The following is a 26,211-nucleotide window of genomic DNA, read 5'->3' as shown; positions in this document are numbered from 1 at the left end:
ATTTCACCCTCCACCCCTGCTCAGCGACCCGGAACCGACGGCTCCACCCCGGCTCCGAGCCGCCGCCACCCCTGTCGGCTACACGCGGGTAACGAGAGGTCCGTCACATAAGCGGCACCTAAGCACTCAGATACGCTCCCGTAGCGTATGGAAATCCTCTAAAGTCCGGCTCAGTGCTCGGACCACCCGCCGCACGCGCCCCCGCGGGCGACGGGTGCCCGAGGGGTCCCGACCCGGGGGAGCAGTAGGGGCCGGGGCCGTCACTGGGTGGCCTGCACCGCAAATCGGGGACACGAGTCGACACCGGAAATCGCTGGCTGCGGTCAAAATGGGGGAAGAGCGCAATGGCGCTGATTGAAATGGGTGACGCGCTGGTCACCCTGAGCGATATATTTTCCGAGATCAAAGACAGACGAGGACGAACTGTCGTGGTCAGCGGTTCACTGGCCAGTGGCGGAACGGAACTCCTCCATTCATTCTGCGAACAGGTCCAGGAGTCCGAGGCGCTCCTGCTCACGGCCACCGGCTCCTACTCCGAGCGCATGGTCAGGCTCGGCGCCCTCAGCCAACTCGTCCACCACGCACCCCTACCCGCCGAGGTCCTGCGCCGGCTCGCCGAGGCCGTGGCCGAACAGCCGCGCGGTGAGGCCGACACCCCTTCGGACGTCGCCCCCCGCCGGGAGACCGGCATCATCCAGGAGGTCTGCGACGCCGTCCTGAAGCTGGCCGAGCAACGCCGCGTCGTCCTCGCCGTCGAGGACCTGCACTTCGTCGACCAGGCGTCCCTGCGCGCCCTCCTCTACCTACGGCTGCGCATGCGCGCCACCTGCAGCCTGCTCGTCCTCACCGAGTGGACCGAGTCCTTCACCACCCCGCTGTCCCTGCGCGTCGAGCTGACCCGGATGCCCCACCAGCGGATCACCCTCGACTCGCTCTCCACCAGCGGCGTCGCCCGCCACCTCTCCGGCGCGCTCGGCGCCCGCACCGCCGCCCGCATGGCCGGCACCTACCACCGGCTCACCGCCGGGAACCCGATGCTCGTCGACGCCCTCCTGGAGGACAACTCCACCGCCGACGAGAACGCCACCGCCCTGCCCGTCGTCGGCCCCGCCTTCGAACGGGCCGTCCTCACCTGCCTGCACCGCTGGGAGCTGGGCCTGGTCGACATCGCCCGCGGCGTCGCCGTCCTCGGCTCCCACGCCTCCCCGCACCTGATCGGACGCCTCCTCAACTCTCCCCCGGACGGCGTCGCCAGGGGCCTGACCGTCCTCGCCGAGGCCGGCCTGCTGGAGGAAGGGCGCTTCCGGCACCCGGCCGTGGCCGCCCTCGTCCTCAAGAACGTCCCGCCCGAGGAGGCCGGGGGCCTGCACTCGCGCGCCGCCGAACTGCTCTACGAGAACGGCGCCGCCGCCGGCGACGTCGCCCACCACCTGATCGCCCTCGACGACGTCCCCGGGCCGTGGGCGGTCACCCTGCTGCGCGAGGTCGCCAAGGAGGCCCTGGTCGTCGCCGACGACGCCCGCCTCGCGACCCAGTGCCTGGGCCTGGCCCTGCGGCACTGTGCCGACGGGCCCCAGCGGATCTCCGTCGCCGCCGAGCTCGCCATGGCCCGCTGGCGGACCAACCCCTCCGCCGCCATCCGCCTGACGCCACTCCAGAACGTCCTGGGCGAACGGGAGTTGACGGACCGCGACGCCGCCATGGTCGTACGCAACCTGCTCTGGCGCGGCGACCACGACCAGGCCGTCAACGCCCTCGACCGCCTCCACGGCAGCACCACGGCCCCCGACCCCCAGGCCGCCGCCGAACTCGACCTCACCTACCTCTGGATCTACGGCCCCCGGCTCGTCCGCCCCGGCCGCCTCGACGCCGAAGCCGTCCGCAGCGCCGCGGCGGCCGACAGCGACCCGTGGAGCCGCGCCGCCGCCCTGCTCTACGCCTCCCTCCACGACTGGCAGCGCGACGACCTCGTCGAGAGCTCCTGGCACCTGCTCAGCAGTTCCCGCCTCAGCGAGACCTCCCTCGGAGTGCTCGCCAGCACCCTGCTCTGCCTCACCTACGCCGACGAACTGGAGTGCGCCGCCTCCTGGTGCGACAGCCTCATGGCCGAGGCCGGCCGCCGCCGCGCCCCCGCCTGGCAGGCCATGCTCGGCTGCGTCCGCGCGGACCTCGCCCTGCGCCGCGGCAAGCCCGCCCTGGCCAGCAGCTGCGCCCGCGACGCCCTCGAGCAGGCCACCACCCAGAGCTGGGGCCTGCTCGCCGGCTACGCGATCTCCACCCTCGTCCTGTCCGCCACCGCCACCGGCGCCTACGAGGAGGCCGAGGTCCTCCTCCAGACCACCTCGCCCGGCAACCTGTACGAGACCGTCTTCGGCCTGCGCTACCTGCATGCCCGCGGACACTTCTACCTGGAGACCAACCGGGTGCTCGCCGCCTTCAGCGACTTCCAGAAGTGCGGCAACCTCACCCGGCAGTGGGGCATCGACATCCCCGCGATCGTGCCCTGGCGCGCCGACCTCGCCCAGGCCCACCTGCGGCTCGGCCACCAGGACAAGGCCCGCGAACTGGTCAACGAGCAGTTGGAGCGCCCAGGCGCGATCGGCACCCGGCTGCGCGGCACGTCCCTGCGCGTCCTGGCGGCGAGCAGTCCCCAACCGGACAAAGTGCCCCTCCTGCGCGATGCTGTCCGTCTTCTACGCGCGTCCGGCGATCTCCTCGAGGCCGCCAGGGCCACCGCGGACCTGGCCAACGCCTATCTCGCCGCAGGTGAGACGGGTCGCGCCCGCCGCGTCGCCCAGCGCGCCCAGGAGGAGGCCGAGTCCTGCCAGATCCCGGCCCTGGTCACCGACCTCCTGGACTACGGCCCCGAACGCCCCGCCGAACCGGAGCCGCCCCGCCCCGCCGCCGAACCCGCCCACCCGACCGTCGACACCCGCTTCTCCGACCTCAGCGACGCCGAACTCCGCGTCGCCGCCCAGGCCGCCCTCGGCTACACCAACCGCGAGATCGGCATGCGGCTGTTCATCACCCCCAGCACCGTCGAGCAGCACCTCACCCGCGTCTACCGCAAGCTGCGCGTCAACGGCCGCCGGAACCTCCCCCTCGAACTCCTCCGGACCGCCGCCGACGACACCCCCCGCACCCCCGTCCCCGCCGTGGCCGGCGCCACCCCCGCCCAGCGCCAGGCCGTGTAGGAACGCCCGGTGCACGACGAAGGCCCAGGTCAGCTGACCTGGGCCTTCGTCGTCGTGCGTGCGGTGCCCCAGGCAGGATTCGAACCTGCGACACCAGCTTTAGGAGAGCTGTGCTCTATCCCCTGAGCTACTGAGGCCCCGGTGGTCGGCCTGCGAGAGGCTCGGCCACCGAGGGCTCAGTGTAGCGGGTCGGGGATGGGCGGCGTGGGTCAGTCCTGGCTGTCGTCGTCCTCGGCGAGGCCGCGCGGGTTGATCGACCAGATGCCGCGTCCGAAGGTGGCGGCGTAGAGGCGGCCGTCGGGGCCGCTCCTCAGCTGCTGGACCGAGGTGGTGGGCAGGCCGTTGCCGAGGACGGAGAAGGTGCTCTCGCCCGGCGCGCGGTAGAAGGCGGCGAGGTCGCTGCCGAGGGCCAGGCCCCCGTCGGCGAGCAGCTTGACGGAGGTGGTGGGGACGTCGGGCAGGTTCGCCGAGACGTCCTTCCAGGTGGCTCCGCCGTCACGGGTCTCGAAGAGGTGGCCGATGCCCGCGCCGGGGCCCTCCGTCCAGGTCCGCGAGAAGCCGTTGAAGGCGACGAAGACGTGCTTCGCGTCCTTCTCGTCCACCGCGAAGGAGGAGATGTAGCGGTTGGGCAGGGCGCCGTCCACGGGCAGGTTCAGCTGGTGCCAGCCGGTGCCGTCGGTGTTGCCGACCGCGATGCCGCGGCTGAAGCCCTGGTTGTTGCACGGGCCGCACCAGCCCGCGTACACCGTGCCGTTGACCGTGGCCACGGCGGTGGCGACGTGGCCCGCGCCCAGGTCGTAGGCCGAGGTCCACTCGGAGCCGCTGCGGATCGCGAAGCCCTTGTGCTGCACCCAGACGTGCCGGCCGCCGGCGATCCAGGTGTTGCCGTCCTTCGGGTCGGCGGTGATGGGCGCGATGAAGCGGGCGGAGCTGGTGTCCTTGTCCGGCGGGGCGATCTCGTACGAGGTGGCCTTGCTCGGGTCCTTCGTCCAACTGCCGTCGTTGACCGCGCAGTTCTGGGTGACCCACATGTCGAGGTAGACGTACTCCTCGGCGGTGTTGCAGCCGTTGGCCGGGTCGACGATGGTGTCCGCCCCGTCGCCGCCGAAGTTGGAGCCCATCACCTTGTCGTGGGCGCGCAGGATCGACTGGCCGTTGTCCTGCAGGCCGCCGCTGACGATGACGCCCCGGCCGGACTTGTCGGCGAGGTCCTTGCCGACGCCGACCGAGTAGTACTGCAGGGTGTCGATGGTGCCGTCGGCGAGGGACTTCCAGTCCTTGCCGTGGCCCCACTGGTCCAGCTGCCCGTTGGCCGGGCGGGTGTAGATGCCGCCGTCGTTGCCGACGTAGACGTTCGGCTTGCCCTGGTAGCTGCCGAAGGCCACGGCGTGCTGGTCGGAGTGGGTGGTCGGCGAGCAGTCGCCGGTCTGCTTGGAGGGGTCGATGCTCCAGCAGGAGAAGCCGTTGTTCCAGTACGGGCCGACGGTGTTCCAGTCGGCGCCCGCGTTCTTGGTCTCGAAGACCTCCTCCAGCCCCATGTACACGTGGTCGGGGTTGGCCGGGTCCACCTGCAGCGACTGATTGTACCAAGCCTGGATGCCGGGCTGGTAGCCCGCGTCCTGGAGCGCCGAGCCGGAGCCCTTCAGCTTGTCCTTGTCCGCGATGAGCGTCCACGGGCCGAACGGGGAGCCGGACTTGGAGACGTACACGCCCTTCAGCCCGGTGTCCGGGTTGTGGGCCATGACGTCCGGGGACTGGTCGATCGCGTAGTAGCGCGAGCCGTCCGCCGAGCGGGCGAAGGTCACGTTGCCGACGTTCGCGGAGTCGGTCGGCAGGTCGCCCAGCGAGGAGACGCGCTGCCAACTGCCGTCCGCTGCCTTGCTGAAGAAGCCGTTGTAGGTGTCGCCGCCGCGCCAGCCGACCGCGACGACGACCTTGGACGGGTCCTTGGGGTCGATCGCGATGTCGTTGGCGATGTTCTTGTACGGCGCGCTCGGGTCGCCCGCCTTCGAACCACCGGGCAGGTACTCCGGGTTGGGCGCGTACTCCAGCTTCCACGGGCCGGTCAGGTCGGTGGTGGAGTGGCTCCACACGCCGCGGCTGGTCGCCGCCCACGCCTTGCCGCCGCCGAAGCGCAGCGCGTGGATGATGGTGGACTCCAGCTCCTTGCCGCCGATGCGGTCGCCCGGCTTGAAGATGCCGGACTTCGGGTCGGCCAGCACGTACACGCCGGTGCCCACGTAGGAGGTGGCGCCGGTGTTGGACTCGCCGGTGGCGTACCAGAGCTTGCCGCCCTCGTCGAGGTTCAGCGTGCCGGTGGACAGGGTGGGCAGCCGGTCCGCGATCGGCTGCCAGTTGCCGCCGCCGGTGCGGGAGCGGAACACGCCGCCGTTGGCGCCGCCCGCGTAGACGTAGCCGTCCTGGTCGGCCGCGATGCCGGTGATGCGGCCGGTGACGAAGCCGGAGCCGCCGCTGGAGTTGGAGTTGACGTCGCGGTAGCGCGGGTCGTCGGAGTTGTACGGCTTCTTGGTGACGTGCCGCCAGGAGCCGTCGGTGTGCGGCATCGACTGGAGCTGCGCCCAGGCCGCACCGTAGGCGCCGGGGGCGATGACACCCGGAGCGGTACGGGCCTCGGTGTACTGGGCGACACCCTCGGCGGAGTTCTCCGCCTCGCCCGAGCCGTCGTCGCCGGCCGTCTCGGCCTTGGCGGCGAAGGTGTGCGGGGCGGCCGCGCCGGCCCCGAGGACCTTCTTGGCGTGCTTCTGACCGACCTGGGCCAGGTGCTGCGCCTGCTTGTTGCCGGCAGCCGGCGACGCCGGGGCGGCGAGGGCCTGGGTGGTGGTCAGGCCGAGGACGGTCAGGGTGACGGCGGGAAGCAGCAGCCGTCGGCGTTGCCTGGTGGGCACGGTGGTGGGTCCTCCCCATGGGATCGGGCGGCGCGGTCGCGCGGCCCGGCGGAAAGCCGACCGAAGCCTGACGTGTCGCAGGGCCCGGCGGAAGGGGGAATCGGGTAACGAATGTTCAAAACCAAATCAGTTAAGAGTGTGAAAGCAGAACTGAAAAAGCCCTCCCTTCCACACACGTGGAAGGGAGGGCTTTCGCCCGAAGGGCTCAGAGCGTACGAAGCAGCCGGGACTGGATGGACGGCGGGTCGAGGTCGCCCTGCAGGGCCACCGGCACCTCGGTCTTCGCCTCGCCCGCGCCGACGCGCAGGACGCCGATCTCCTTGCCCCCCGTCATCCGGTGGTCGATCTTCGACGGGTCCAGGGTGACGGTGCCGGTGACGCCGGGGAAGCCCGCCACCACGAGATCCTTGGTCGCCACGACCGGGACCTTCCCGCCGAGGCCGTCCTCGACGCTGCCGACCACATCGCCCTTCCTGACCACCGTCTGGCCGGTCACCCCGTTCTGCGCGGCCTGGATCTGCTTGCCGCTCACCTTGAGGACGGTGGGCAGGATGCCGTCATTGGGCCCGGAACCGGTGGCCTGCTGGCCCAGCGTCACGCCGAGGATCAGCCGCCGCACGCCGCCGACCTCCTTGTACGCGGCCCACATCAGGCAGCCGCCCGCCGGGGTGCTGGAACCGGTCTTCACGCCGATCACGCCGGTCTTCGGGTTGATCAGGTTGTTGGTGTTCGGGATCTTCGTGTTGTTGAAGTTGGTCTCCGGCGTGGACACGAGCTGCCGGAAGATCTCGTTCTGCATGACCTGCTCGGCCAGCTTCAGCTGGTCCTTGGCCGTGGACTTCGTCTCCGGCTTGATGCCCGCCGCGTCCGTGTAGGTGGTGTTGGTCATCCCGAACTTGGCCGCGGTGTCGTTCATCTCCTTGACGAACGCCTCCTCGGAACCGGAGTGGAAGCGGGCGAGCAGCCGGGCCACGTTGTTGGCCGAAGGCAGCATCAGCAGCTCCAGCGCCTGGTACTCGGTGAGCGCCTGCCCCTCGGTCAGCGTCACCCGGGACTCGTCCACACTGCCGGACTCCTGCGCGGCCGGCTTGTCGACCTGGATCTTCGGGCCCGCCTCCCCCTTCTTCAGGGGGAACTTCTGCAGGATCAGGTAGGCGTTCATCACCTTGGTGACGCTCGCGATGGAGGCGGGCTTCTCCTCGCCGGAGCTGCCGAGGCTGCCGACGCCGACCACCTCGGCGGCGGACTGGCCCTTGGCCGGCCAGGCCAGGTCCAACTGCTCGCCGCCGAAGCTGTAGCTGCCGGCCGTCGTCATCTTCAGCTTCGGGTCCGGCAGGGGGCGCAGCAGCTGGGCGACCACGGCGGCGCCGACCACCACGGCCAGGAACACCGTCCAGATGGTGATCCGCTTGAGCGCGCGGCGCAGCGGCGAGACCGGACGGGAGTTGAGGGAGGCCAGGACCTCCATCGCCTCGGAGGTGTTCTCCGGGGTGCCGGCGAGGTCGCCGTCCGGCTCGTCACCGCCCGGCAGGGGCAGCGGCGCGGGTGCCGGCAGCGGCGGGAGCGGCGGCATCGGGCGCGGGTCGGGCTCGGGCAGCGGGGTGGGGGCCGGGGTCGGCCCGGGGGCCGGCTTCGGGGCGGGCCTCGGCAGCGGTTCCGGCGCGGGGCCGGGCTCCGGCTCGGGCAGCGGCGCGGGCTCCGGCGGCTCGGGAACGGTCCCGGCGGAGTGCAGCGGCTCCGGCTTCTCCAGCTTCTCGGCACGGTCCGGTCGCTGACCGGGCTGCCCGGTCTCGGTCAGCGCGACGGGCGCGGGAGCGGGAGCGGGAGCGGGCGAAGTGTCCGCTTCTTCCTTCTCCTCGACGGCCTCCTCAGCGGCCTCCTCGGCGGCGCCCTCCGCAGCCGCCCAAGCCGTCCGCATGGCGAGACGGGGATCGGAGACGGGCGGCTTCGCGGACGGCGCCTTCCCCTCCTCCCCTTCCTTCTCCTCCGCTTCGACCAGTTCCTCCGGCAGCCGTAGCGCCGTGGTCCTGGTGTCGACGGGCAGGCGCAGCGAGGTGGTCCTGTTGTCCGCCGGCAGCCTCAGCGTCGTCGTCCGCTCGTCCGCATCCTGGACGCGCAGCTGCACGGTGGAGCCGCCCCGGGGCCCGTCGCCCGCGGCCTTCGCGGGCGAATCCGACGGCGAGTCCGACGGCGACTTCGACGAAGGGCTCTTCGCCGCCTCGGCGCCGGTGGCGCCGTCGCCCGGTTCGCGCTCGCGCTCACCGTCCCGCTCGCCGTCCCGCAGCACCCTGTCGGGGGACTCGCCCACGTATCCCAGCCTCCTCAACGCCCGGCGGGGCACCGGCAGACCCGATTTCGGGAAGCCGACGCCCCGCCCCGTGTACCTGTACAGTCTCCGCCACCGACGGCGGATCCGGCCGCGCACACCCCGCCCGACCGGCGCCTAAACCCCGCGCCCGGTCGCACCGCGGCCTGTTCACCGCTCAGACGCCGTGCCCGCGGCCGCCGGTTCCGCGCCTCCGGTCCAAGGTCACGATTCGGAGGCGTACTCGACAAGCCCGTGTGAGAGGCGTCACCCTGTCTCTCATCCACGCGGGGAGGCTTGGATGGGCAAGAGCCGCAGAACTATTCCCGAGGAACTCCTGCTGCTCGCTTTGGACCCGACCACGGGTACCACGGCGCAGCCGCAGACCCTCGACCTCGGACTCGCCGGGGCACAGCTCGTCGAGCTGTCCCTGGCCGGACGGATCGTACCGGAGGGTGACCGGATCGCCGTCGTGCTCGCACGACCGACCGGTGACCCGACCCTTGACCACGCACTGGAACTGCTGCGCCGTCGCGGCAGTCCGGTCCGCGCGGCGCACTGGATCGGCGGGCCCCGGCTGGGCCTGCGGCAGACGTACCTGGCACACCTGGAACGCTGCGGCATGGTCACGGCCGTGGCTGGCCAGATGTGCGGGGTCCTGCCGACGACCCGCTACCAGGCGTCCGACGACTGCACCAACGCCGCGATCAAGCAGCGGCTGGACACCGCGATCCGCACCGGTGTGCCGCCTGACCCTCGGACGGCCGCGCTCGCGGCCCTCGCCCACGCGGTGGGCCTGGGCAAGCACCTGTACCCGGGCAACGAGGGCCGGTCCTCACGGTCGCGGCTGCGCGACCTGATCCGCTACGACCCGCTGGGCGGGATGGTCGCGCACGCCGTGATGGACGTGCAGAACGGCCTGCCGGCCCAGCAGAACCGTTCATCCCAGGGCGCGGCGCCGGTCACGGGCCGCTCCGGCTCCCGTACGCCGGGCCGCGGGTCCGGCGGCGGGCGGGTCGCCCCCTCCCGGGTGGGCGTCCGCTGACGGGCGCGGGCACCGGCGCGCGGACCCGCGCACGGACGGGCACGAGCGCCGCACCCGGGCGCCGCGCACCAGGTCCCGTCTGAGGCACCTGCAGCACCACGAAGCACCACAGGGCACCGCCCGGCACGGCAGGGCACCCGAGGAACAGCCCGGAAAAGCTCAGAACTGCTCAGAACTGCCCAGAACGGCACAGCACACCTGCACACAGCAGTACCGAGGGGCGGTCGCCCGCGACGCAAGGTCGCGGACGACCGCCCCTCGGGCGTCCCCGCCGACGCCGCCGAGGTGTCCGCGTGCACGTGCCAGGGGCAAGCGCGCCGCTTCGGGGGTAGAGGCAGGTAGCAACACTGTTCCGCGCAAGCCGAGTCGCATTACCACCCCGGCGCCCGTGCTGTCCCGCAGAAGCGGTTTTCCGACGATCTGTTCTACCCCGCTCCTGCGAATTCGCGGCACCGGCCCGACCGAGGTGTCATGCTGCTCCGAGTCAGGGGGGTAGGTCCCATTGTCCGAAGTGTCCCGAGGGCTGCCGTTCCAACGTTCAGCAGAGGTACGGCCGGAGGTCGACGTGTCCGCGAACATCAACCCCACGGTGCGCCGCCGGCGCCTCGGCTCCGAACTGCGCAGGCTCCGCGAGCACCGGGGCATGACGGCCGAGGAGGTCGCCGGCCGCCTGATGGTGTCCCAGTCGAAGATCAGCCGGTTGGAGAACGGCCGCCGCAGCATCAGCCAGCGGGACGTGCGCGACCTCTGCGACGTGTACGAGGTCACCGACGAGCAGATGCGCACCAGCCTGATGGACATGGCCAAGGAGTCCCGCCAGCGCGGCTGGTGGCACGACTTCAACGACATGCCCACCCCGTACAGCGTCTACATCGGCCTGGAGGCCGAGGCGTCCTCGATCCGCGCGTACGAGTCCTCCTTCGTCCCGGGCCTGCTCCAGACCGAGCAGTACGCCCACGCCGTCGTCGAGGGCACCCAGCCGGACACCGACGCGCTCTCGGTGCAGCGCCGGGTACAGGTGCGGATGAAGCGCCAGGAGCGCGTCAACGGCGACAACCAGCTGGGCAGCCTGTGGACGGTCATCGACGAGGCGGTGCTGCGGCGCGTGGTCGGCAGCAACGAGGTGATGGCCCAGCAGCTCAAGCACATGCTGGAGCTGAGCCAGCGGTCGAACATCACCATCCAGGTGATCCCGTTCTCCCACGGCGCCCACCCCGGAATGACCGGGACATTCTCCCTGCTGGAGTTCCCCGAGTCAGCCGATTCCACAGTTGTCTACTTCGAAGGTGTGACGAGCGATCTCTACCTCGAGAAAGAGGCTGACGTGCGTCGTTATACCGGTCTCTACGACTACCTGAGGGCCGCCGCCCTCGGGGTCGCGGAGAGCCGGACGCTGATAGCCCGTATTGGAGAGGATTACCACCAATGAAGACCACCCCCGAGTACCAGTTGATGATGTGGCGCAAGAGCTCTTACAGCGGCGGCGCCGGTGCCTGTGTGGAGATGGCCGTCCCGACCGCGGGGGCGGTGGCCGTGCGCGACTCGAAGGACCCGTCCGGTCCGCAGCTGCGCTTCTCCGCCGAAGCCTGGCGGGCGTTCGCTGCGGCGGCGGCCGTGAACAGCTTCGAGGCGGCCTGAGCCCCCGGCCCGAACGCCCTGCCTGAACCCACCGCCTGAAGTCCCGCCTGAACCCCCCGCCTGAACCCCGCCTGAAGTCCCGGCCGGAGGGCTGGACCGGCCCTCCGGCCGGCTCAGCCCTCCACCGGGTAGCGCTGGGCCCACACGGCCCCGGCCGCCGTGGACCGGTCGTGCAGTTCGCCGCCGTGCACGAGCTCCAGCACGAAGTCGTCGGCGAGTTCGAGGATCGCCCCCCGCCCCTCCAACCCGGCCACCAGGCCCGGCGGCAGCGCGGTGTCCCCGTGCAGCACCCCGAGCAGGCCCCCGCAGAGGGCGCCGGTGGAGTCGCTGTCCCCGGAGTGGTTGACGGCGAGCAGCAGCCCCGAGGTCACGTCGTGGGCGACCAGCGCGCAGTACACCGCGATCGCGAGCGCCTCCTCCGCGACCCAGCCCTCCCCCAGCGCCTCGACCCGCTCGGCGGACGGCTCGCCGGCCCGTACCGCGTCCAGCGCGGCCCGCAGGGCGGCCGTGGTCTCCTCGTGCCCCATCCGCTCGGACAGCAGTGCCAGTGCCAGGTGCACGCCCTCCTCCAGGGTGCCGCCGCGCGCCACCGACTGGACGATCACCGCGTAGGCGCCCGCCGCGAGGTAGCCGGTGGGATGGCCGTGGGTGAGGACGGAGCACTCCACCGCGAGCTGGAACACCAGGTTCGGCTCCCAGGTGGTGAGCAGCCCGAAGGGCGCCGCCCGCACGACCGTGCCGCAGCCCTTGGAGTGCGGGTTCTTGGGCCGCTCGAGCGTTCCGAGCCGCTCGCCGTCCGGGCCGCTGAGGCCCGTCAGGCAGCCCTGGCCGGGGGCGCGCTGGGCGTAGAGCCACTCCTCGCGGCCGAGCCATCCGAGGTCGGGGCGGCGCTCGTCCGGTCCCCAGTCGCGCTGGGTGTCGGCCCAGCGCCGGTAGGCCAGGTGCAGGTCGGTGGGCGGGTGCCAGGCGCCGGACTCGCGCCGGATGTGGGCCCGTATGAGGCCGTCCACCGTGAAGAGCGTCAGCTGGGTGTCGTCGGTGATCGCGCCGCCCGCGCCGCGCCCGTACGCCGGGAGGTAGCCGGTGACGCCCTGGGGGCCGTAGCGGTCCCGGATCTTGTCCAGCGGCTCGAACTCGACGCCGGCGCCGAGCGCGTCACCGATGGCTCCGCCGAGCAGACAGCCCCGCACCCTGCTGCGGAAGTCCTGCTGCTGTGCGCGGGACCACAGTGGCATCACGAGGGGGCGCCTTTCGTCGGGGGAGGGGGCGGCGCGCGACGCCTCGGCCGCGGCGCGCCCTCGCACTGTACTTCGAGGAGTCGAACGGATCGACGGTTCCCTCGCAGTCCCCCCGCTGTCCCCTCGTAGTCCCCCGCCGCACCCTCCCCGGGCGCTCCCCGGGCGCTCCCCTCAGTCCAGGACGGGCAGCAGCTTGGGCAGGTGCCCGTCCGAGGCCAGCGCGGCGGCCAGCCGCTCGGCCGGCACCTCCCCGTACAGCGTGGTGCGCTGGCGGTGCGGACGGCCCGCAGCCTCGGCTATCGCCTGGAGGTCGCGCACCGACTTGTAGCTGCCGTAGGAGGAGCCGGCCATCCGCGAGATGGTCTCCTCCATCAGCGTGCCGCCCAGGTCGTTGGCGCCCGAACGCAGCATCTCGGCGGCGCCCTCCGCGCCGAGCTTGACCCAGCTGGTCTGGATGTTGCGGATGTGCGGGTGCAGCAGCAGCCGGGCCATCGCGACCACCGCGCGGTTGTCCCGGGCGGTGGGGCCGGGGCGGGCGATGCCGGCCAGGTAGACCGGGGCGTTGGTGTGGATGAACGGCAGGGTCACGAACTCGGTGAAGCCGCCGGTGCCGTTGTTCTCGAGGGATCGCTGCTGGATCTCGGCGAGCAGGCGCAGGTGGCCCAGCCAGTGCCGCGGGGTGTCCACGTGCCCGTACATCATCGTGGAGGAGGAGCGGATGCCCAGCTCGTGCGCGGTGCTGACGACCTCGACCCAGGTCGCGGCGGGCAGCTTGCCCTTGGTGAGCACCCAGCGGACGTCGTCGTCGAGGATCTCGGCGGCGGTGCCGGGGATGCTGTCCAGGCCCGCCTCCTTGGCCCGCTGCAGCCACTCGCGGATCGAAAGGCCCGTCCTGGTGGCGCCGTTGACGACCTCCATCGGGGAGAAGGCGTGCACGTGGATGCCGGGCACCCGCTCCTTCACCGCGCGGGCGATGTCGAAGTAGGCGGTGCCGGGCAGGTCCGGGTGGATGCCGCCCTGCATGCACACCTCGGTGGCGCCCACCTCCCACGCCTGCGCGGCCCGATCGGCGACCTGCTCCAGGGAGAGGGTGTAGGCGTCGGCGTCGGTGCGGCGCTGGGCGAAGGCGCAGAAGCGGCAGCCGGTGTAGCAGACGTTGGTGAAGTTGATGTTCCGGGTGACGCAGTAGGTGACCTCGTCCCCGACCGCGTCGCGGCGCACGTCGTCGGCGATCCGGCACAGGGCGTCCAGGGCCGGGCCGTCGGCGTGGAACAGGGCCAGCGCGTGGTCGTCCGTGAGCTTCACGGGGTCCTCGGCCGCCACGGCCAGGGCTTCGCGCAGGTCCCCCGCCAGGCGCTCGGGGGCGCCCTTGGAGAGCACCTGCTCGCGCAGCACCTCCCAGTCCCCGTACACGTCCTCGAAGTCGGCCCGGCGGTCGCCGGTGCGGCCCTCGGTGTCGATGGCCGTGTGCAGGTCGGTGCGGCCGTACGACTCGGGCAGGTCCTCGGGCTCCTGCCAGGGCAGGCCCCGCACCACGGCGTCCGGGTTCGCCAGGCCCGTCGCCGGGTCGGCCAGGGCCCGGACGTGCGGCAGCACCCGCGGGTCCAGCCAGGGCTCGCCGCGCAGCACGTACTCGGGGTAGACGGCCAGGCGCTCGCGCAGCTCGAAGCCGGCGGCGGCGGACTGCTCGGCGAGGCGGTCGATCTGCGGCCAGGGGCGCTCGGGGTTGACGTGGTCGGGGGTGAGCGGGGAGACGCCGCCCCAGTCGTCGACGCCCGCGGCGATCAGCCGCGCGTACTCGCCGTCCACCAGGTTCGGCGGGGCCTGGAGGCAGGCGGTGGGGCCCATCAGGTGCCGGGCGACGGCCACCGTGGCGACCAGCTCGTCCAGTTCGGCGTCCGGCATGCCGCGCATCGCCGTGTCCGGCTTGGCGCGGAAGTTCTGCAGGATCAGCTCCTGCACGCCGTGGTAGGCCCGGGAGACCCTGCGCAGCGCGAACAGCGACTCGGCGCGCTCCTCGTACGTCTCGCCGATGCCGATCAGCAGGCCGCTGGTGAACGGCACCGAGCTGCGGCCCGCGTCCTCCAGGACCCGCAGCCGGACGGCCGGTTCCTTGTCCGGGGAGCCGAAGTGCGGGCCGCCGGGCTCGCTCCACAGCCGGGTGGCGGTGGTCTCCAGCATCATGCCCATCGAGGCGGAGACGGGCTTGAGGCGCTGGAAGTCCGTCCAGCCCAGCACCCCGGGGTTGAGGTGCGGCAGCAGCCCGGTCTCCTCCAGGATGCGGATGGACATGGCCCGCACATACGCGACGGTGTCGTCGTAGCCATGGGCGTCCAGCCACTCGCGGGCCTCGGGCCAGCGGTCCTCGGGCTTGTCGCCGAGGGTGATCAGGGCTTCCTTGCAGCCGAGTTCGGCCCCGCGCCGGGCCACCTCCAGCACCTCGTCCGGGGACATGAACATCCCGTGCCCGGCCCGGCGCAGCTTGCCGGGCACGGTCGCGAAGGTGCAGTAGTGGCACTTGTCGCGGCACAGCCGGGTGAGCGGGATGAACACGCTCTTGGAGTAGGTGATGACGCCGGGGCGCCCGGCCGCCTCCAGACCGGCGTCGCGCACCCGGGCGGCACTGGCGCACAGGTCGTCCAGGTCCTCGCCCCTGGCCCGGAGCAGCACGGACGCCTCGAACAGGTCGAGGGCGACACCGTCCCGGGCGCGGCGCAGCGCGCGCCGCATCGCGTTCGCGGTCGGGGGGCTGCCTGCTGCGTCCATGGCGGTTGCGTCCATGGCGTGACCCTACGCCAGCGGTCGTACCCGGGGAGGGGCCAACCCTGAGACGCCTCAGGGTCGCAGTAGCCGAGAGGGCCACACCGAAGTGGCCCCGTAGGGCGATGACGGACGCCGAGCGGCGGTCTCTAATGGTGTGACAGAGCCAATCGCTGGTTTGCGCAGAGGAGTTGAGGACGCCATGACGAACGACACGGCAGCGGTGGACGCGGACGGGGGCGCCCCGTACCGCTCGCGGCGCCGCACCCTGGTCCGGGCGGCGGTGCCCCTGGCGATCGCCGCGACGATCGCCGCCGGGGTCGGCCTGGTGCCCGCCCTGGCCGCCGACTCCCCGCCCGACCTGCCCTCGCTGAGCGCCGAGCAGCTCGTCGCCAAGGTCCTCGGCTCCGACGCCCAGAGCGTCTCCGGGACCGTCAAGGTCTCCACCGACCTCGGCCTGCCCTCGGGCCTGCTGGGCGCCGCGGGCGGCCTCGGCGCGGCCGGCGGCCACGGCTCCGCCAAGGGCGGCGCCGACCCGCAGAGCAAGCTGTTCGGCCTCCTCGGCGGGGACCAGACGCTGCGCGTCGCGGTGGACGGGCCGGAGCACCAGCGGGTCGACCTGCTGGAGAACATGGCCGGCTACACCCTCGTCCACAACGGGGACCAGAGCTGGGCCTGGGACAGCTCCACCAACACCGCCGTCCACCGCACGGGCCGGCCCACCGGCGCCGAGCACCCCAAGGCGCCGCTGACCCAGGTGCCGACCACGCCGCAGGAGGCCGCCAAGCAGTTCCTGACCGCCGGCGCCGGCACCACCGACGTCAGCGTCACGGGCACCACGAAGGTGGCCGGGCAGAACGCCTACAAGCTGAGCGTCAAGCCCACCCAGGAGGGCTCGACGATCTACGAGGTGCGCATCTCCGTCGCCGCCGAGAACGGCGTGCCGCTGGCGGTGCAGGTCCGCTCCACCGACGGCTCCACCGTGCTGGACGTCCACTTCACCGAGGTGTCCTTCGCCAAGCCCGACGCCAAGACCTTCGACTTCACCGCGCCCAAGGGCGCCAAGGTGACCGAGGGCAAGGCAGGGGACAAGGCAGAGGGCAAGGCCGAGGGCAGGGCCTCGCACCCGCAGGGCATCGTCGGCCAGGCGGCGGGCGGGCCCGAGGGCCTCAACGTGATCGGCGAGGGCTGGACGACGGTCCTCACCGGCAAGCTGCCGGACTTCACCGCCCCCGCGCCCAAGGGAGACGAGGGCAAGGGCAAGGGCAGGCACGACGGGCCGGCCCTGAACCCGAAGGGCCTGATCAAGTCGCTCGGCAAGCCGGTCAAGGGCGGCACCCTGATCAGCACCAAGGTCGTCAACGTCCTGCTCACCGACGACGGCCGGGTCTTCGCCGGCGCCGTCACCTCCCCCGTCCTCCAGCACGCCGCCGGGGTGAACTGACGCATGACCGAGGCACCCGTAACGGGGGACGTTACGGGCCCGGCCGGGGGTACGGGCGCCGCAGGGCGCCCGGCCCCCGTTCCCGTTCCCTCCCCCTCCCCCTCCGCTCCTGACGGCGTCTCTCCTGACGACGTCATCCGCACCCGGGGCCTGACCAAGCGCTTCCGGGGCGGCCAGCTCGCCGTCGACTCCCTGGACCTGAGCGTCCCGCGCGGCTCCGTCTTCGGCTTCCTCGGCCCCAACGGCTCCGGCAAGACCACCACCATCCGGATGCTGATGGGCCTGATCGCCCCCACCTCCGGGGTCGCCACCGTGCTCGGCGCGCCCATGCCGCAGTCCGTCGCCGCCGTGCTGCCCCGCGTCGGCGCGCTCATCGAGGGCCCCGCCCTTTACGGCTTCCTCACCGGCCGGGACAACCTCGTCCGCTTCGACGCCGCCGACCCCACCGCCGACCCGCGCACCCGCGCCCGGCGGGTCGAGGCCGCGCTGGAGCGCGTCGGCCTGGGCGCCGCCGCGGGCAAGAAGGCCCGCGCCTACTCGCTGGGCATGAAGCAGCGCCTGGGCCTGGCCTCCGCGCTGCTGCGCCCGCGCGAACTGCTCGTCCTGGACGAGCCCACCAACGGCCTGGACCCGCAGGGCATGCGGGAGATCCGGGCGCTGGTGCGCGAGGTCGCCGCCGAGGGCACCACCGTGTTCCTCTCCTCGCACCTGCTGGACGAGATCGAGCAGGTCTGCACCCACGCCGCCGTGATGTCCCGCGGCCGGCTCCTCGTCCAGGGCACCGTCGCCGAACTCGCCGCCCGGGCCCAGGGCCGCCTCGTCGTGCGCACCCCCGACACGGCGCCGGCCGCCGAGGTGCTCACCGCGCACCGGGTCGGCACGCTCACCCTCGAGGAGGACCGCGTCACGGGCGAGGCCGGCGAGCTCGGGGAGGACGCGCTGCCCAAGCTGTGCGCCGCCCTGGTCGAGGCCGGGGTGCGGGTGTACGGATTCGGGCTGGAGCGCGGCACGTTGGAGGACGCCTTCGTGGCGCTGACCGGAGAGGGATTCGATGTCGCTGGCTGAACCGCTGCCGGCCGTGCGCGTGGGCGGTTTCCTCGCGCTGTTCCGCAACGAGCTGCACCTGACCTTCCGGCGGCTGCGCACCCAGGTGCTGCTGGGCATCCTGGCGCTGCTGCCGGTCCTGATCGGGGTGGTCGTCAAGCTCAACACCGACAACCCCCACGACGGGGGCGGCGGCCCGAGCTTCATCGCCCAGACCACCCAGAACGGGATCTTCCTGATCTTCACCGCCCTCGCGGTGGCCCTGCCCGTCTTCCTGCCGATGACGGTCGGCGTCGTCGCCGGGGACGCCGTGGCCGGGGAGGCCGCCACCGGCACCCTGCGCTACCTGCTCGTCGCCCCCGCCGGGCGGACCAGGCTGCTGGCCGCCAAGTTCACCGCCGGGATGGCGTTCTGCCTGGCCGCCACGGCCGTCGTCACCGCCTCGGCCCTGGCCGCCGGGGCCGCGCTGTTCCCGCTCGGCGAGGTCACCCTGATCTCCGGGGACACCATCGGCCTCGCCGAAGCCCTGCCCCGGGCCCTGCTGGTGGCCGGGGTCGTCGCCCTCTCCCTGGCCGGGCTGGTGGCGATCGGCCTGTTCGTCTCCACGCTCACCGGCAGCGGCATCGCGGCCATGGCCGCCACCGTGAGCCTGGTGATCACCGTCCAGATCCTGGACGCCTTCCCGCAGCTGGACGCGGTGCGGCCGTTCCTGTTCCCGCACTACTGGATGAGCTTCTCGGACCTGCTGCGCGCCCCGATGTACTGGGACGGCGTGCTCAAGGACCTCGGGCTCCAGGCCGCCTACGTCGCCGTGTTCGGCTCGGCGGCCTGGGCGCGGTTCACCAGCCGCGACATCAGCGCGTGACGGCTTCTTCCTGCTGAGTCCGTGCGAGGACGGGCTGCGCCGCCGCCGTTGCTGCCGCGGCCGCGGCCCGTCCGGCGCGGTCCGCGCGCACCTGGCGCAGCGCGTCCCAGGTGAGCGTGGCCAGCGCGAGCCAGACCAGGGCGAACCCGGCCCAGCGCGCCGAGGACATCGACTCGTGGAACACCGCGACGCCGATCATGAACTGGAACACCGGCGCCAGGTACTGCAGCAGCCCCAGCACCGTCAGCGGCACCCGCACCGCCGCCGCCCCGAAGCACATCAGCGGGATCGCCGTGATCACGCCGCTCAGCATCAGCAGCCCCGAGTGCCCCCAGCCGTAGCTGCCCTCCACGGTGTGCCCGAAGGTGCCGCGCCCGGCGACCTCCAGGTAGACCATGTAGGCGAGGGCGAAGGGGAACATGAAGGCGCTCTCCGCCGCCAGGCTCTCCAGCCCGCTCAGCCCGACCTTCTTCTTCAGCAGGCCGTACGTGGCGAAGGAGAACGCCAGCACCAGCGCGATCCAGGGCAGCCGCCCGTACGCCACGCTCAGCACCGCGACGGCGGCCGCGCCGATGCCCACCGCCGTCCACTGCGCGCGGCGCAACCGCTCCTTGAGCACCAGGACGCCGAAGGCGATGGTGACCAGCGGGTTGATGAAGTACCCGAGGCTGGTCTCGACGACGTGGCCGGCGTTGACGGCCCAGATGTAGACGCCCCAGTTGACGGAGATCACGGCGGCGGCGCCGGCCAGCATCGCCAGGCGGCGCGGCTGGCGCAGCAGCGGGCGTATCCAGCCCCAGTGCCGCTGCGCCACCAGGAGCAGGACGACGGCGATCAGGGACCAGACCATCCGGTTGGCGAGGATGTCGTCGGCGGCGCCGGGCTCCAGCAGCGGCCAGAAGAGGGGGAAGAGCCCCCAGATCCCGTAGGCCGCGATGCCGTACCAGAGGCCCCTGCCGTTGTCCTGGTCCGTCGTCTCTGGCATGGCCGGCCACCCTCCCGCGCGCGTGTGTCCAGGCGACGGTAGCGGGCGGGGAGGGCGGCTGTCACGTCCGTTTTCAGATTTTGGTCATGACATTGCTTGCATGCTGGACATGCCGGGTCCGCTTCCGCGGCGTCAGGCGCCGACGGCCGCGCGGACGGACTCGGCCAGCGGGACGGTCGGGCGGCCGATCAGCCGGGCCAGGTCGCCCGGGGTGCCCGCCAGCTCGCCGCGCGCGATGCCCGCGTCCACGTCCACCAGCGCACCGGCGAAGCCCTCCGGCAGGCCCGCGCCGACCAGCGCGGCCAGGTGCTCGGCCGGGGCGACATTCCGGTGCTCCACCGGGCGGCCGCTCGCCTGCGCCAGCTCGGCGGCCAGCTCGCCCAGGCTCCAGGCGGTGTCGCCGCTCAGCTCGTACGTCTCGTTCGTCGCGTCGCCGGTCAGCGCGGCGACGGCCGCCTCCGCGTAGTCCCCGCGCGGGGCGGTGGCCACCCGGCCCTCGCCCGCGCTGCCCAGGACGATCCCGCGCTCCACCGTGCCGGCCACGTCGCCCAGGTAGTTCTCGGTGTACCAACCGTTGCGCAGGAACACGTACGGAAGGCCGGAGGCGAGGATCATCGCCTCCGTCGCCCGGTGCTCGTCGGCCAGGGCGAAGGTCGCCGCGCCCTGGATGGACGTGTAGGCGAGCAGCGCGACCCCGGCCGCCTTCGCCGCCTCCACCACCGCCTGGTGCTGCGGCAGGCGGCGGCCCACCTCGCTGCCCGAGATGAACAGCACCCGGTCGCCGGCCGCGAAGGCGCCCGCGAGGGACTCCGGGCGGTCGTAGTCGACGACGCGCACGCTCACGCCACGCGCGGCCAGGTCGGCCGCCTTCTCCGCCGAACGGACGGCGACGGCCACCTCCGCGGCCGGGACCTCGGCGAGCAGGCTCTCGACGGCGAGACGGCCGAGCTGGCCGGTGGCTCCGGTGACGACGTACATGAGGTGCTCCTCTGGTTGGTGGCGCTTGACTGATTGGTGGCGCTCGACCTCTTCACTCACCCTACGAAGGGCACTAACCTTTCGAAAGTACGCACTTGAAAGTAGGGTACTGACATGAAGGTAAGTGAGCTGCCTCCGCCGAACGTCTTCGACCGGCTCTGCCCCTCGCGCGGCGTGCTGGAGCACGTCACCAGCCGCTGGGGCGTCCTCGTGCTCGGCGCCCTCCACGAGCGCGGCTACCGGTTCAGCGAACTGCGGCGCCGGGTCTCCGGCGTCAGCGAGAAGATGCTCGCCCAGACCCTCCAGACCCTCGAACGCGACGGCTTCGTCCTCCGCGAGGCCCACCCGGTGATCCCGCCCCGCGTCGACTACAGCCTCACCCCCCTGGGCCGCGAGGCCGCCGAACTCGTCGCCGCCCTCGCCCACTGGTCGGAACGGCGCGTCCCGGCCGTCGAGGCGGCACGCGAGTCCTACGACACCCGCACGGCAGGGGCCTCCGCATGACGAGCCCCGACCCCCTCCCCGACCCCCTCCCCGGTACCGACACTCCCGAGGTCCTGCGCCCCCACGTCACCTGCCGCCGCTGCCACCGGCCCCTCCACGACCCCGAGTCGCGCACGCTGCGCCTGGGCCCCGAATGCCGCGACCCCTCCGGCCGCACCCCCCGCTACGACATCACTCAGGACCCGCTCTTCCCGTAGAGCCACCAGGCGGACGCGAGGTGCAGCACCGCGACGGCCCCCGCACCGAACGCCATCCCGGCATTGCGCTGCTTGGCGCCGATCGCCGAGTCCCCCACCTGGGCGAGCCCGGAGACGACCAGCATGGGCCAGGCCGCAGCCCGCGGGCCCGCCAGCAGCACCCACGCGGTCGCCAGCCCCAGCGGCACGGCGCGGACGGCGTAGGCCCGGGCGTACAGGCCCGTCCCCGCCGTGATCACCTCTCCGGCCGACAGGACCAGCCCCGGACGCAGCACCCCGGCGACGCTGGACCCCGCACTCACGAGGGCCGCCAGCGCGTTGGCGACAAGCAGAGCCTTCATTTCATCTCCCCCTGAATCATTCTCACTTAGAACGATATGCCGAAGCTACCATTCTCCTCGTGAGCGATGTCAAGGAAATCAGGGGAGCCGAAGCGCTCCGCGCAACCGTCGTCTTCAACCTGGGGACACTCGGCGCTCTGGCCGCCGACCACTTCGCGGAACGCGTCGAGGAACTGGGCCTCAAGCCCAAACACGCCGGAGTCCTCGCCGCCCTCGACGCCGGCGCCGCAGCCTCCCAACAGGAACTGGCCACCCGCCTCGGAGTCGCCCCCAGCCTGGTCGTCGCCCTCGCCGACCAACTCCAGGAACTGGGCGCCGTCGAACGCGTCCGCGACCCCGAGGACCGCCGCCGGCAGGTCCTCACCCTCACCCCCGAAGGCCGCCGCCTCCTCGACCTCTGCGTCAACGCGGCCGAAGCCGCGGACGCGAACCTGACCGCCGCCCTCACCGACCCCGAGCGCGCCACCCTCACCCACGCCCTCCACACCCTCGCCAGGCACCGCCTCCCCCACTGAGACCGCTCCTCGGGGCACACGGAAGACGCAATCGCCCGCAAACACCCACCCCGTCCGGGCTCGGCCATCAGAGGTGTCCCGGCCGCCTGGCGAAGCAGGCCGGCTGCGAGGGGCCGACCAGGCAAGGGGCAACCACGGGGCGGCGGTGCCCAGGGCAGCCCGCCCTGGGCGCCGCCCACAACACCCAGCCCTCACCTGTCACCAGAGGCAGAGCGCGCGGCAGCCGGCCACCCCACCCCACCAAGAGGGCAGACGCGGCGCCGCCCCGGACGGCACCTTCAACACCCCAACTCCCCGGCCGGCACCGGCCGGCCACCCCGAGGGGCGGCGTAGGCGGGGCGGCGGAAGGGGCGGCGTAGGCGGGGCGGGCGGCGGGGCAGTGCAGGCGGCCCGGGCGGGGCGGGCGGCGGGGGCGAGGTGGGAGCCGGGCGAAGGCTCGGGCGGCGCCGCGTTGCCGGTGGCGGCCGTAGAGCGTGCGATAGGGGCGGCCGCTCGGAACGCCGGCGTGTGCGCAGGAAGTCGGCTGGGCCGACTTCCCGCGCACGGGCGGTGTCAGCGGCGGCGGAAGAGGCGGCGCAGGAAGCCCGGGCGGGGCTGGGCGGGGGCGGCGGGTGAGGGTGCGGCGGGGGCCGGGCGCAGGAGGGTGTGGGCGAGGGCGCGGTCGGTGGGGGGCAGCCAGGGGGCGGCGAGGGTGAGGGCCGCGAAGGAACGCTGGATGGTGACCGTGCGGGTGAGACGGGCGGTGGCGAGGTGGCGGAGGCGGCGGCCGAGGAGCCCAGCGACGTCGGGCCGGGTGTCGGGGTGGGTCCAGCCGATGGCGAGGAGCGCGAAGCCCGCCGCCTCGACGACCCAGTCCTCGGGCCCGAGGAGCAGGTCGCTCAGCAGCCGCCGCCGGTCGGACTCGGCCCACGGCTGGTCGGTGCGGTGGTGTGCGAGCCCGAGGCAGGCGAAGGTCTGGACGGCGCGGACCCACAGTTCCGGCTGGTGGGAGAGGAGCGCCCGCCCGAGCTCGTCCTCGCGGGGCAGCGGCGGGTGGACGAGCACGCCGAGCAGGTCCTCGACCGGCAGACCCGCAAGGCGGACCGCATGGTCGTACGCGGCGGGGACGGTCGGCCAGACGATCTCCGCGGTGGCGCGCACGAGTTCGGCGGCGTCCGCGGAGGGCGGGGCGACGGCGGGGCGCGGGTCCGTCCCGTCCCAGGTCCACAGGCTGGTGCCCGGGGCGAGCGGCACCCTCGGGTCCGGCTCGCCGACCGCCTCGTAGGAGACGGTGGAGCGCGGCAGGGCGAGGTGCAACGCCAGGACGGTGCTGGGCGGTTCGAGCGCGGAGGCGCTGCAGTCGAGCGCGGTCTCGCGGGTGGTGGACTCCTCCGCGAGGACCTGGCGCATGAGGTTGACGGTGGCCTCGGTGGCGCCGGCGACCATGCCGAGCCAGGTCTCCCGGCGGCTGAGGCGCTCGAGCAGCTCGTGCGCGTACTCGTGCTCGGGGTGGGCGCGGTGGTGGTCGGCGAGGGCGAGCAGATGGGCGGGGTCGCCGTCGACGGCGTGCCGCAGGGCGTGCCGGGCGGGGCCGGCCTTGGGGTGGCCGGGTTCGGCGGCGAGCACCCGGTCGAGCCAGGGCAGGCCCTCGGCGGGGCGACCGAGGGCGCCGTACAGTTCGGCGACGTCGACCGCGAGGTAGCCGCTGGAGTCGTCCTCCTCGGGCGGGGTGCGGCCGAGTTCGGCCTCCCAGACGGCGAGGGCCTGTTCGGGGCGGCCGTCCGCGCGCAGGGCGTTGCCGAGCATGACGGACGGCAGGTAGCCGGGGGCGAGCCGGTGGGCGCGTTCGGCGAGTTCGACGGCGCGGGTGGTGGCGCCGAGGCGGCGGGTGAGGCCGGAGGCCATGGCGAGCAGCAGCGGGTGGTCTCCGTGGCGCTCGACGACGGCCTGAACGAAGGCGTGGAACGGCCGTACGGTGTCCGCGAGTTCGCCGGGCAGGGGGTCGGGCAGCGGCCCGGCGGCGCGGGCCACGGCCTGGGCGACGGCGTCGGGGTCGACGAGGGAGGGCAGGTCCTCGCGGGCGAGCCAGGCGGTGTGGGCCCAGGGCTGGGCGGGCTCGTACTGGATGGCCGAGGCGAGCAGGCCGATGGCGCTGTCCCAGTCCCCGGCCGCCGCCTCGACGTGGGCGCGGCAGACGACGGTGCCCAGGTAGACCTGCCCCTCGAGCGGGAACAGCTCGCGGGCCGCGGCCGGCCCACCCGCCGCCGCGCACAACTCGGCGAGGGCCTCGTGCAGTTCGGGCAGCTGCGGGTCCGCGACGATGGCGTCGGCGAGGTGGTCGGCGGCATGCGTCAGATCCCCGGAGTCGATGGCCAGCCGGGCAACGGCCACCTCCCCCTCGGCCGCCAGTCTCGGATCGTCCTCGTCCTCGGCGTGCCCCATAACTGTGCCCCCGTCCCCCGTCGTGTCTCGCGCGTCGTGCGCGGACGAGGCTATCCCGCGCCGGTTGCCACCGGATGATCACCCTCGCCGCCACGACGGTGGGCGTACCGGCGTGGCCCCGGGCCGGGGAGCGGCTGTCCTGCGGGATCTGCCTCCGACCGGCGTGCACAGGAAGTCGGCCGGGCCGACTTCCTGTGCGTGCCCGCTCAGCCGCCGAGCGGCGCGGCGCCCGTCGCGGCCTGCGACAGCTCCCAGAGGCGCTCGGCCGAGCCGGGGTCGACGGCGTGGCCCCGGACCCCGCCTGCGTCCATCGAGCTGTCGGGGGCGGCCGTGCGCGCGACCTCGCAGTCCTCCAGGTAGAGGCCGCCGAGGCCGTCCAGCAGCGGGGAGGTCGCGGCCCACAGGCCCGTGGCGGCGCCCTGGGAGGGGGACTTGAAACCGGCGCCGACGACGTTGCCCCGCTCGTCGATCCACCCCCGGTCGACCTGTTCGGCCCGCGTCATCTCTCGCTGCAGCCCCGTGATGATCTTGCCCGGGTGCAGGCTGAACGCCCGGACGCCGTCGGCCCGTCCGAGCGCGTCGAGGTGCACGGCGAACAGCGCGTTCGCCGTCTTCGACTGCCCGTAGGCGAGCCACTTGTCGTACCCCGTGCGGAAGTGCGGGTCCTGCCAGCGGATGCCGGTGAGCATGTGCCCGGCGGAGCTGTACGCGACCACCCGCGCCCCGCCCGAGGAACCGGCGGCCCGCAGCAGCGGGTACAGCTCGCAGGCCAGCAGGTGGTGCCCGAGGTGGTTGGCCGCCAACTGCGCCTCCCAGCCCGGCCCGACGTACTGCGGCGGCGTGGCCATCACCCCGGCGGCGGCGATCAGCAGGTCCACCCGGTCGACGGCCTGCCCGATCCGCGCGGCGGCGGCGCGTACGGAGGCCGGGTCGGTGAGGTCCAGGGGCAGCGTCTCGACGCCGTCGAGCGCGGACGGGGCCGTACGGACGGGCGCGAGGACGCGGGCCCCGGCCTCCACCAGGGCGCGGACGGTCTCCAGCCCGAGGCCGGAGGAGCCGCCGGTCACGACGGCCGTGCGGCCGGAGAGGTCGTGGCCGGCCAGGACGTCCCGGGCGGTACTGGCGGCGGAGAAGGGCGAGCCGAGAGGGTGCTGAGCGGTAGCGGTCATGCCGGGGAGGCTAGGAGCTGGAGTGCGGTCCAGCTCAAGCCCCGCCGTACGCTGGCCGCGTGGCGGGAATCGGAATCGGAATCGGAATCGGCGAGGTCGCCCGGAGCACCGGGCTGAGTGTGGACGCGCTGCGCTTCTACGAGCGCGAGGGCCTGCTCGTCGGCCCCGTCGAGCGCGACGCCGCCGGGCGGCGGAGCTACCGGCCGCTCGACGTCGAGTGGCTCGCGATCTGCGTCCGGCTGCGCGAGTCCGGCATGCCGCTGGCCGACCTGCGCCGCTTCGCCGAACTCGTCCGCCAGGGCCCGGGCAACGAGGCCGACCGCCTGCGCCTGCTCGACGCCCACCGCCGCCGCGTCGACGAGCAGATCCGCGCGCTGGAGGAGTGCCGCTCGCTGATCGCCTGGAAGACGGCCGTCTACGCCGAACACCTCGACCGCGGCGAGGCCGCCGGACTCTGGGACCCGACGGCCCGCGAGGACGCACCGGAGCTCTGACGCCCCGCCCGAGCACCGCCCGAGGGCGGTGACCCGCCCGCAGCGGCCGTCGCGCACCGACATAACTCGAAGCTAGCGCCGCTAGACAATCAAGCGGCAGCAGGTCTAGCTTTGACCCATCGCCTAGCGACGCTAGCTTCGAGCGGGCGTCATGTCCGGTGCTTCACC

Annotated in this window: 20 protein-coding genes and 1 tRNA gene; 11 read left to right on the top strand and 10 right to left on the bottom strand. The window is 73.1% G+C overall.

Features of this window, described 5'->3' with window-relative positions:
- The first annotated feature begins 344 nt into the window (after positions 1-344).
- Positions 345-3,194: a helix-turn-helix transcriptional regulator gene (locus IH61_RS0118500; RefSeq protein WP_158845075.1), complete on the top strand. Its 2,850-nt coding sequence runs from the start codon at positions 345-347 to the stop codon at positions 3,192-3,194.
- 64 nt (positions 3,195-3,258) lie between these two features.
- Here IH61_RS0118500 and IH61_RS0118495 read toward each other — a convergent pair.
- The 3 genes from IH61_RS0118495 to IH61_RS42970 all read right to left on the bottom strand — a co-directional run bounded on the left by IH61_RS0118495 (position 3,259) and on the right by IH61_RS42970 (position 8,408).
- Positions 3,259-3,331: transfer RNA gene (locus IH61_RS0118495), tRNA-Arg, on the bottom strand.
- A 72-nt stretch (positions 3,332-3,403) separates the two neighbouring features.
- On the bottom strand, positions 3,404-6,100 hold the full coding sequence (locus IH61_RS0118490; RefSeq protein ID WP_199823346.1) for a glycosyl hydrolase: 2,697 nt from the start codon (positions 6,098-6,100) through the stop codon (positions 3,404-3,406).
- A 205-nt stretch (positions 6,101-6,305) separates the two neighbouring features.
- Positions 6,306-8,408 carry a D-alanyl-D-alanine carboxypeptidase family protein gene (locus IH61_RS42970; protein ID WP_051837358.1) on the bottom strand — a complete coding sequence of 701 codons (2,103 nt, stop codon included), beginning with the start codon at positions 8,406-8,408 and terminating at the stop codon, positions 6,306-6,308.
- Between the two features lie 298 nt (positions 8,409-8,706).
- Between IH61_RS42970 and IH61_RS0118480 the strand changes: the two genes are divergently transcribed.
- The 3 genes from IH61_RS0118480 to IH61_RS0118470 all read left to right on the top strand — a co-directional run bounded on the left by IH61_RS0118480 (position 8,707) and on the right by IH61_RS0118470 (position 11,088).
- Positions 8,707-9,450, top strand: a complete 744-nt coding sequence (locus IH61_RS0118480) for a GOLPH3/VPS74 family protein (RefSeq protein WP_031071079.1) — start codon at positions 8,707-8,709, stop codon at positions 9,448-9,450.
- 565 nt (positions 9,451-10,015) lie between these two features.
- Positions 10,016-10,879 (top strand): helix-turn-helix domain-containing protein, encoded by an 864-nt coding sequence (locus IH61_RS0118475; RefSeq protein ID WP_031071077.1) that lies wholly within the window; start codon positions 10,016-10,018, stop codon positions 10,877-10,879.
- Entirely contained in the window at positions 10,876-11,088 is a 213-nt protein-coding gene (locus IH61_RS0118470; RefSeq protein ID WP_031071075.1) for a DUF397 domain-containing protein, read from the top strand. Before IH61_RS0118475 ends, IH61_RS0118470 begins: the two co-directional genes overlap by 4 nt.
- A 113-nt stretch (positions 11,089-11,201) precedes the next feature.
- Here the strand turns inward: IH61_RS0118470 and IH61_RS0118465 are convergent, their stop codons facing one another.
- Both IH61_RS0118465 and IH61_RS0118460 read right to left on the bottom strand, forming a co-directional pair.
- On the bottom strand, positions 11,202-12,323 hold the full coding sequence (locus tag IH61_RS0118465; RefSeq protein WP_031071073.1) for an ADP-ribosylglycohydrolase family protein: 1,122 nt from the start codon (positions 12,321-12,323) through the stop codon (positions 11,202-11,204).
- Between the two features lie 174 nt (positions 12,324-12,497).
- Positions 12,498-15,107 (bottom strand): bifunctional FO biosynthesis protein CofGH, encoded by a 2,610-nt coding sequence (locus tag IH61_RS0118460; protein ID WP_031071071.1) that lies wholly within the window; start codon positions 15,105-15,107, stop codon positions 12,498-12,500.
- Between the two features lie 181 nt (positions 15,108-15,288).
- Between IH61_RS0118460 and IH61_RS0118455 the strand changes: the two genes are divergently transcribed.
- Genes IH61_RS0118455 through IH61_RS0118445 form a run of 3 tightly spaced genes read left to right on the top strand, consistent with a single transcriptional unit; the run spans position 15,289 to position 18,439 of the window.
- Positions 15,289-16,530, top strand: coding sequence for a LolA family protein (locus tag IH61_RS0118455; protein ID WP_051837356.1), 1,242 nt, complete (start codon positions 15,289-15,291; stop codon positions 16,528-16,530).
- Positions 16,531-16,533: 3 nt separating this feature from the next.
- Positions 16,534-17,595: an ABC transporter ATP-binding protein gene (locus IH61_RS0118450; protein ID WP_031071066.1), complete on the top strand. Its 1,062-nt coding sequence runs from the start codon at positions 16,534-16,536 to the stop codon at positions 17,593-17,595.
- Complete coding sequence (locus IH61_RS0118445; protein WP_031071063.1) at positions 17,582-18,439, top strand: ABC transporter permease; 858 nt, start codon at positions 17,582-17,584, stop codon at positions 18,437-18,439. The genes IH61_RS0118450 and IH61_RS0118445 overlap by 14 nt, the downstream gene beginning before the upstream one ends.
- On the opposite strand, the gene rarD is transcribed toward IH61_RS0118445, so the two are convergent.
- Together rarD and IH61_RS0118435 are read right to left on the bottom strand one after the other, a co-directional pair.
- The gene (rarD, locus tag IH61_RS0118440; protein ID WP_031071062.1) at positions 18,429-19,424 is read right to left on the bottom strand and encodes an EamA family transporter RarD; all 996 of its coding nucleotides are present in this window, start codon (positions 19,422-19,424) and stop codon (positions 18,429-18,431) included. The two genes, IH61_RS0118445 and rarD, sit on opposite strands and share 11 nt — an antisense overlap.
- 132 nt (positions 19,425-19,556) lie before the next feature.
- Complete coding sequence (locus IH61_RS0118435; RefSeq protein ID WP_031071060.1) at positions 19,557-20,402, bottom strand: SDR family oxidoreductase; 846 nt, start codon at positions 20,400-20,402, stop codon at positions 19,557-19,559.
- A gap of 114 nt (positions 20,403-20,516) precedes the next feature.
- Between IH61_RS0118435 and IH61_RS0118430 the strand changes: the two genes are divergently transcribed.
- A complete protein-coding gene (locus IH61_RS0118430; RefSeq protein WP_031071058.1) occupies positions 20,517-20,906 on the top strand; it encodes a winged helix-turn-helix transcriptional regulator in 390 nt (129 codons plus the stop codon).
- Positions 20,903-21,103, top strand: coding sequence for a DUF6011 domain-containing protein (locus IH61_RS0118425; RefSeq protein ID WP_031071055.1), 201 nt, complete (start codon positions 20,903-20,905; stop codon positions 21,101-21,103). The genes IH61_RS0118430 and IH61_RS0118425 overlap by 4 nt, the downstream gene beginning before the upstream one ends.
- On the opposite strand, the gene IH61_RS0118420 is transcribed toward IH61_RS0118425, so the two are convergent.
- Positions 21,082-21,444, bottom strand: a complete 363-nt coding sequence (locus IH61_RS0118420; protein WP_031071053.1) for a hypothetical protein — start codon at positions 21,442-21,444, stop codon at positions 21,082-21,084. The genes IH61_RS0118425 and IH61_RS0118420 overlap by 22 nt on opposite strands.
- A 59-nt stretch (positions 21,445-21,503) precedes the next feature.
- On the opposite strand from IH61_RS0118420, the gene IH61_RS0118415 reads away from it, so the two are divergent.
- Positions 21,504-21,959 carry a MarR family winged helix-turn-helix transcriptional regulator gene (locus tag IH61_RS0118415; RefSeq protein ID WP_199823345.1) on the top strand — a complete coding sequence of 152 codons (456 nt, stop codon included), beginning with the start codon at positions 21,504-21,506 and terminating at the stop codon, positions 21,957-21,959.
- A 552-nt stretch (positions 21,960-22,511) separates the two neighbouring features.
- Here IH61_RS0118415 and IH61_RS0118410 read toward each other — a convergent pair.
- Together IH61_RS0118410 and IH61_RS0118405 are read right to left on the bottom strand one after the other, a co-directional pair.
- A complete protein-coding gene (locus tag IH61_RS0118410; protein WP_031071049.1) occupies positions 22,512-24,380 on the bottom strand; it encodes a tetratricopeptide repeat protein in 1,869 nt (622 codons plus the stop codon).
- A 206-nt stretch (positions 24,381-24,586) separates the two neighbouring features.
- Entirely contained in the window at positions 24,587-25,549 is a 963-nt protein-coding gene (locus tag IH61_RS0118405; protein ID WP_031071047.1) for an oxidoreductase, read from the bottom strand.
- A 59-nt stretch (positions 25,550-25,608) separates the two neighbouring features.
- Between IH61_RS0118405 and IH61_RS0118400 the strand changes: the two genes are divergently transcribed.
- Positions 25,609-26,043 (top strand): MerR family transcriptional regulator, encoded by a 435-nt coding sequence (locus IH61_RS0118400; protein ID WP_031071045.1) that lies wholly within the window; start codon positions 25,609-25,611, stop codon positions 26,041-26,043.
- Positions 26,044-26,211 lie beyond the last annotated feature (168 nt).

Source organism: Streptomyces sp. NRRL WC-3742 (assembly GCF_000720635.1).
In the GTDB taxonomy this organism is placed as follows: domain Bacteria; phylum Actinomycetota; class Actinomycetes; order Streptomycetales; family Streptomycetaceae; genus Kitasatospora.
The sequence above is the reverse complement of the archived record's forward strand: the minus strand, read 5'-3'. Positions and strand labels throughout refer to the sequence as shown.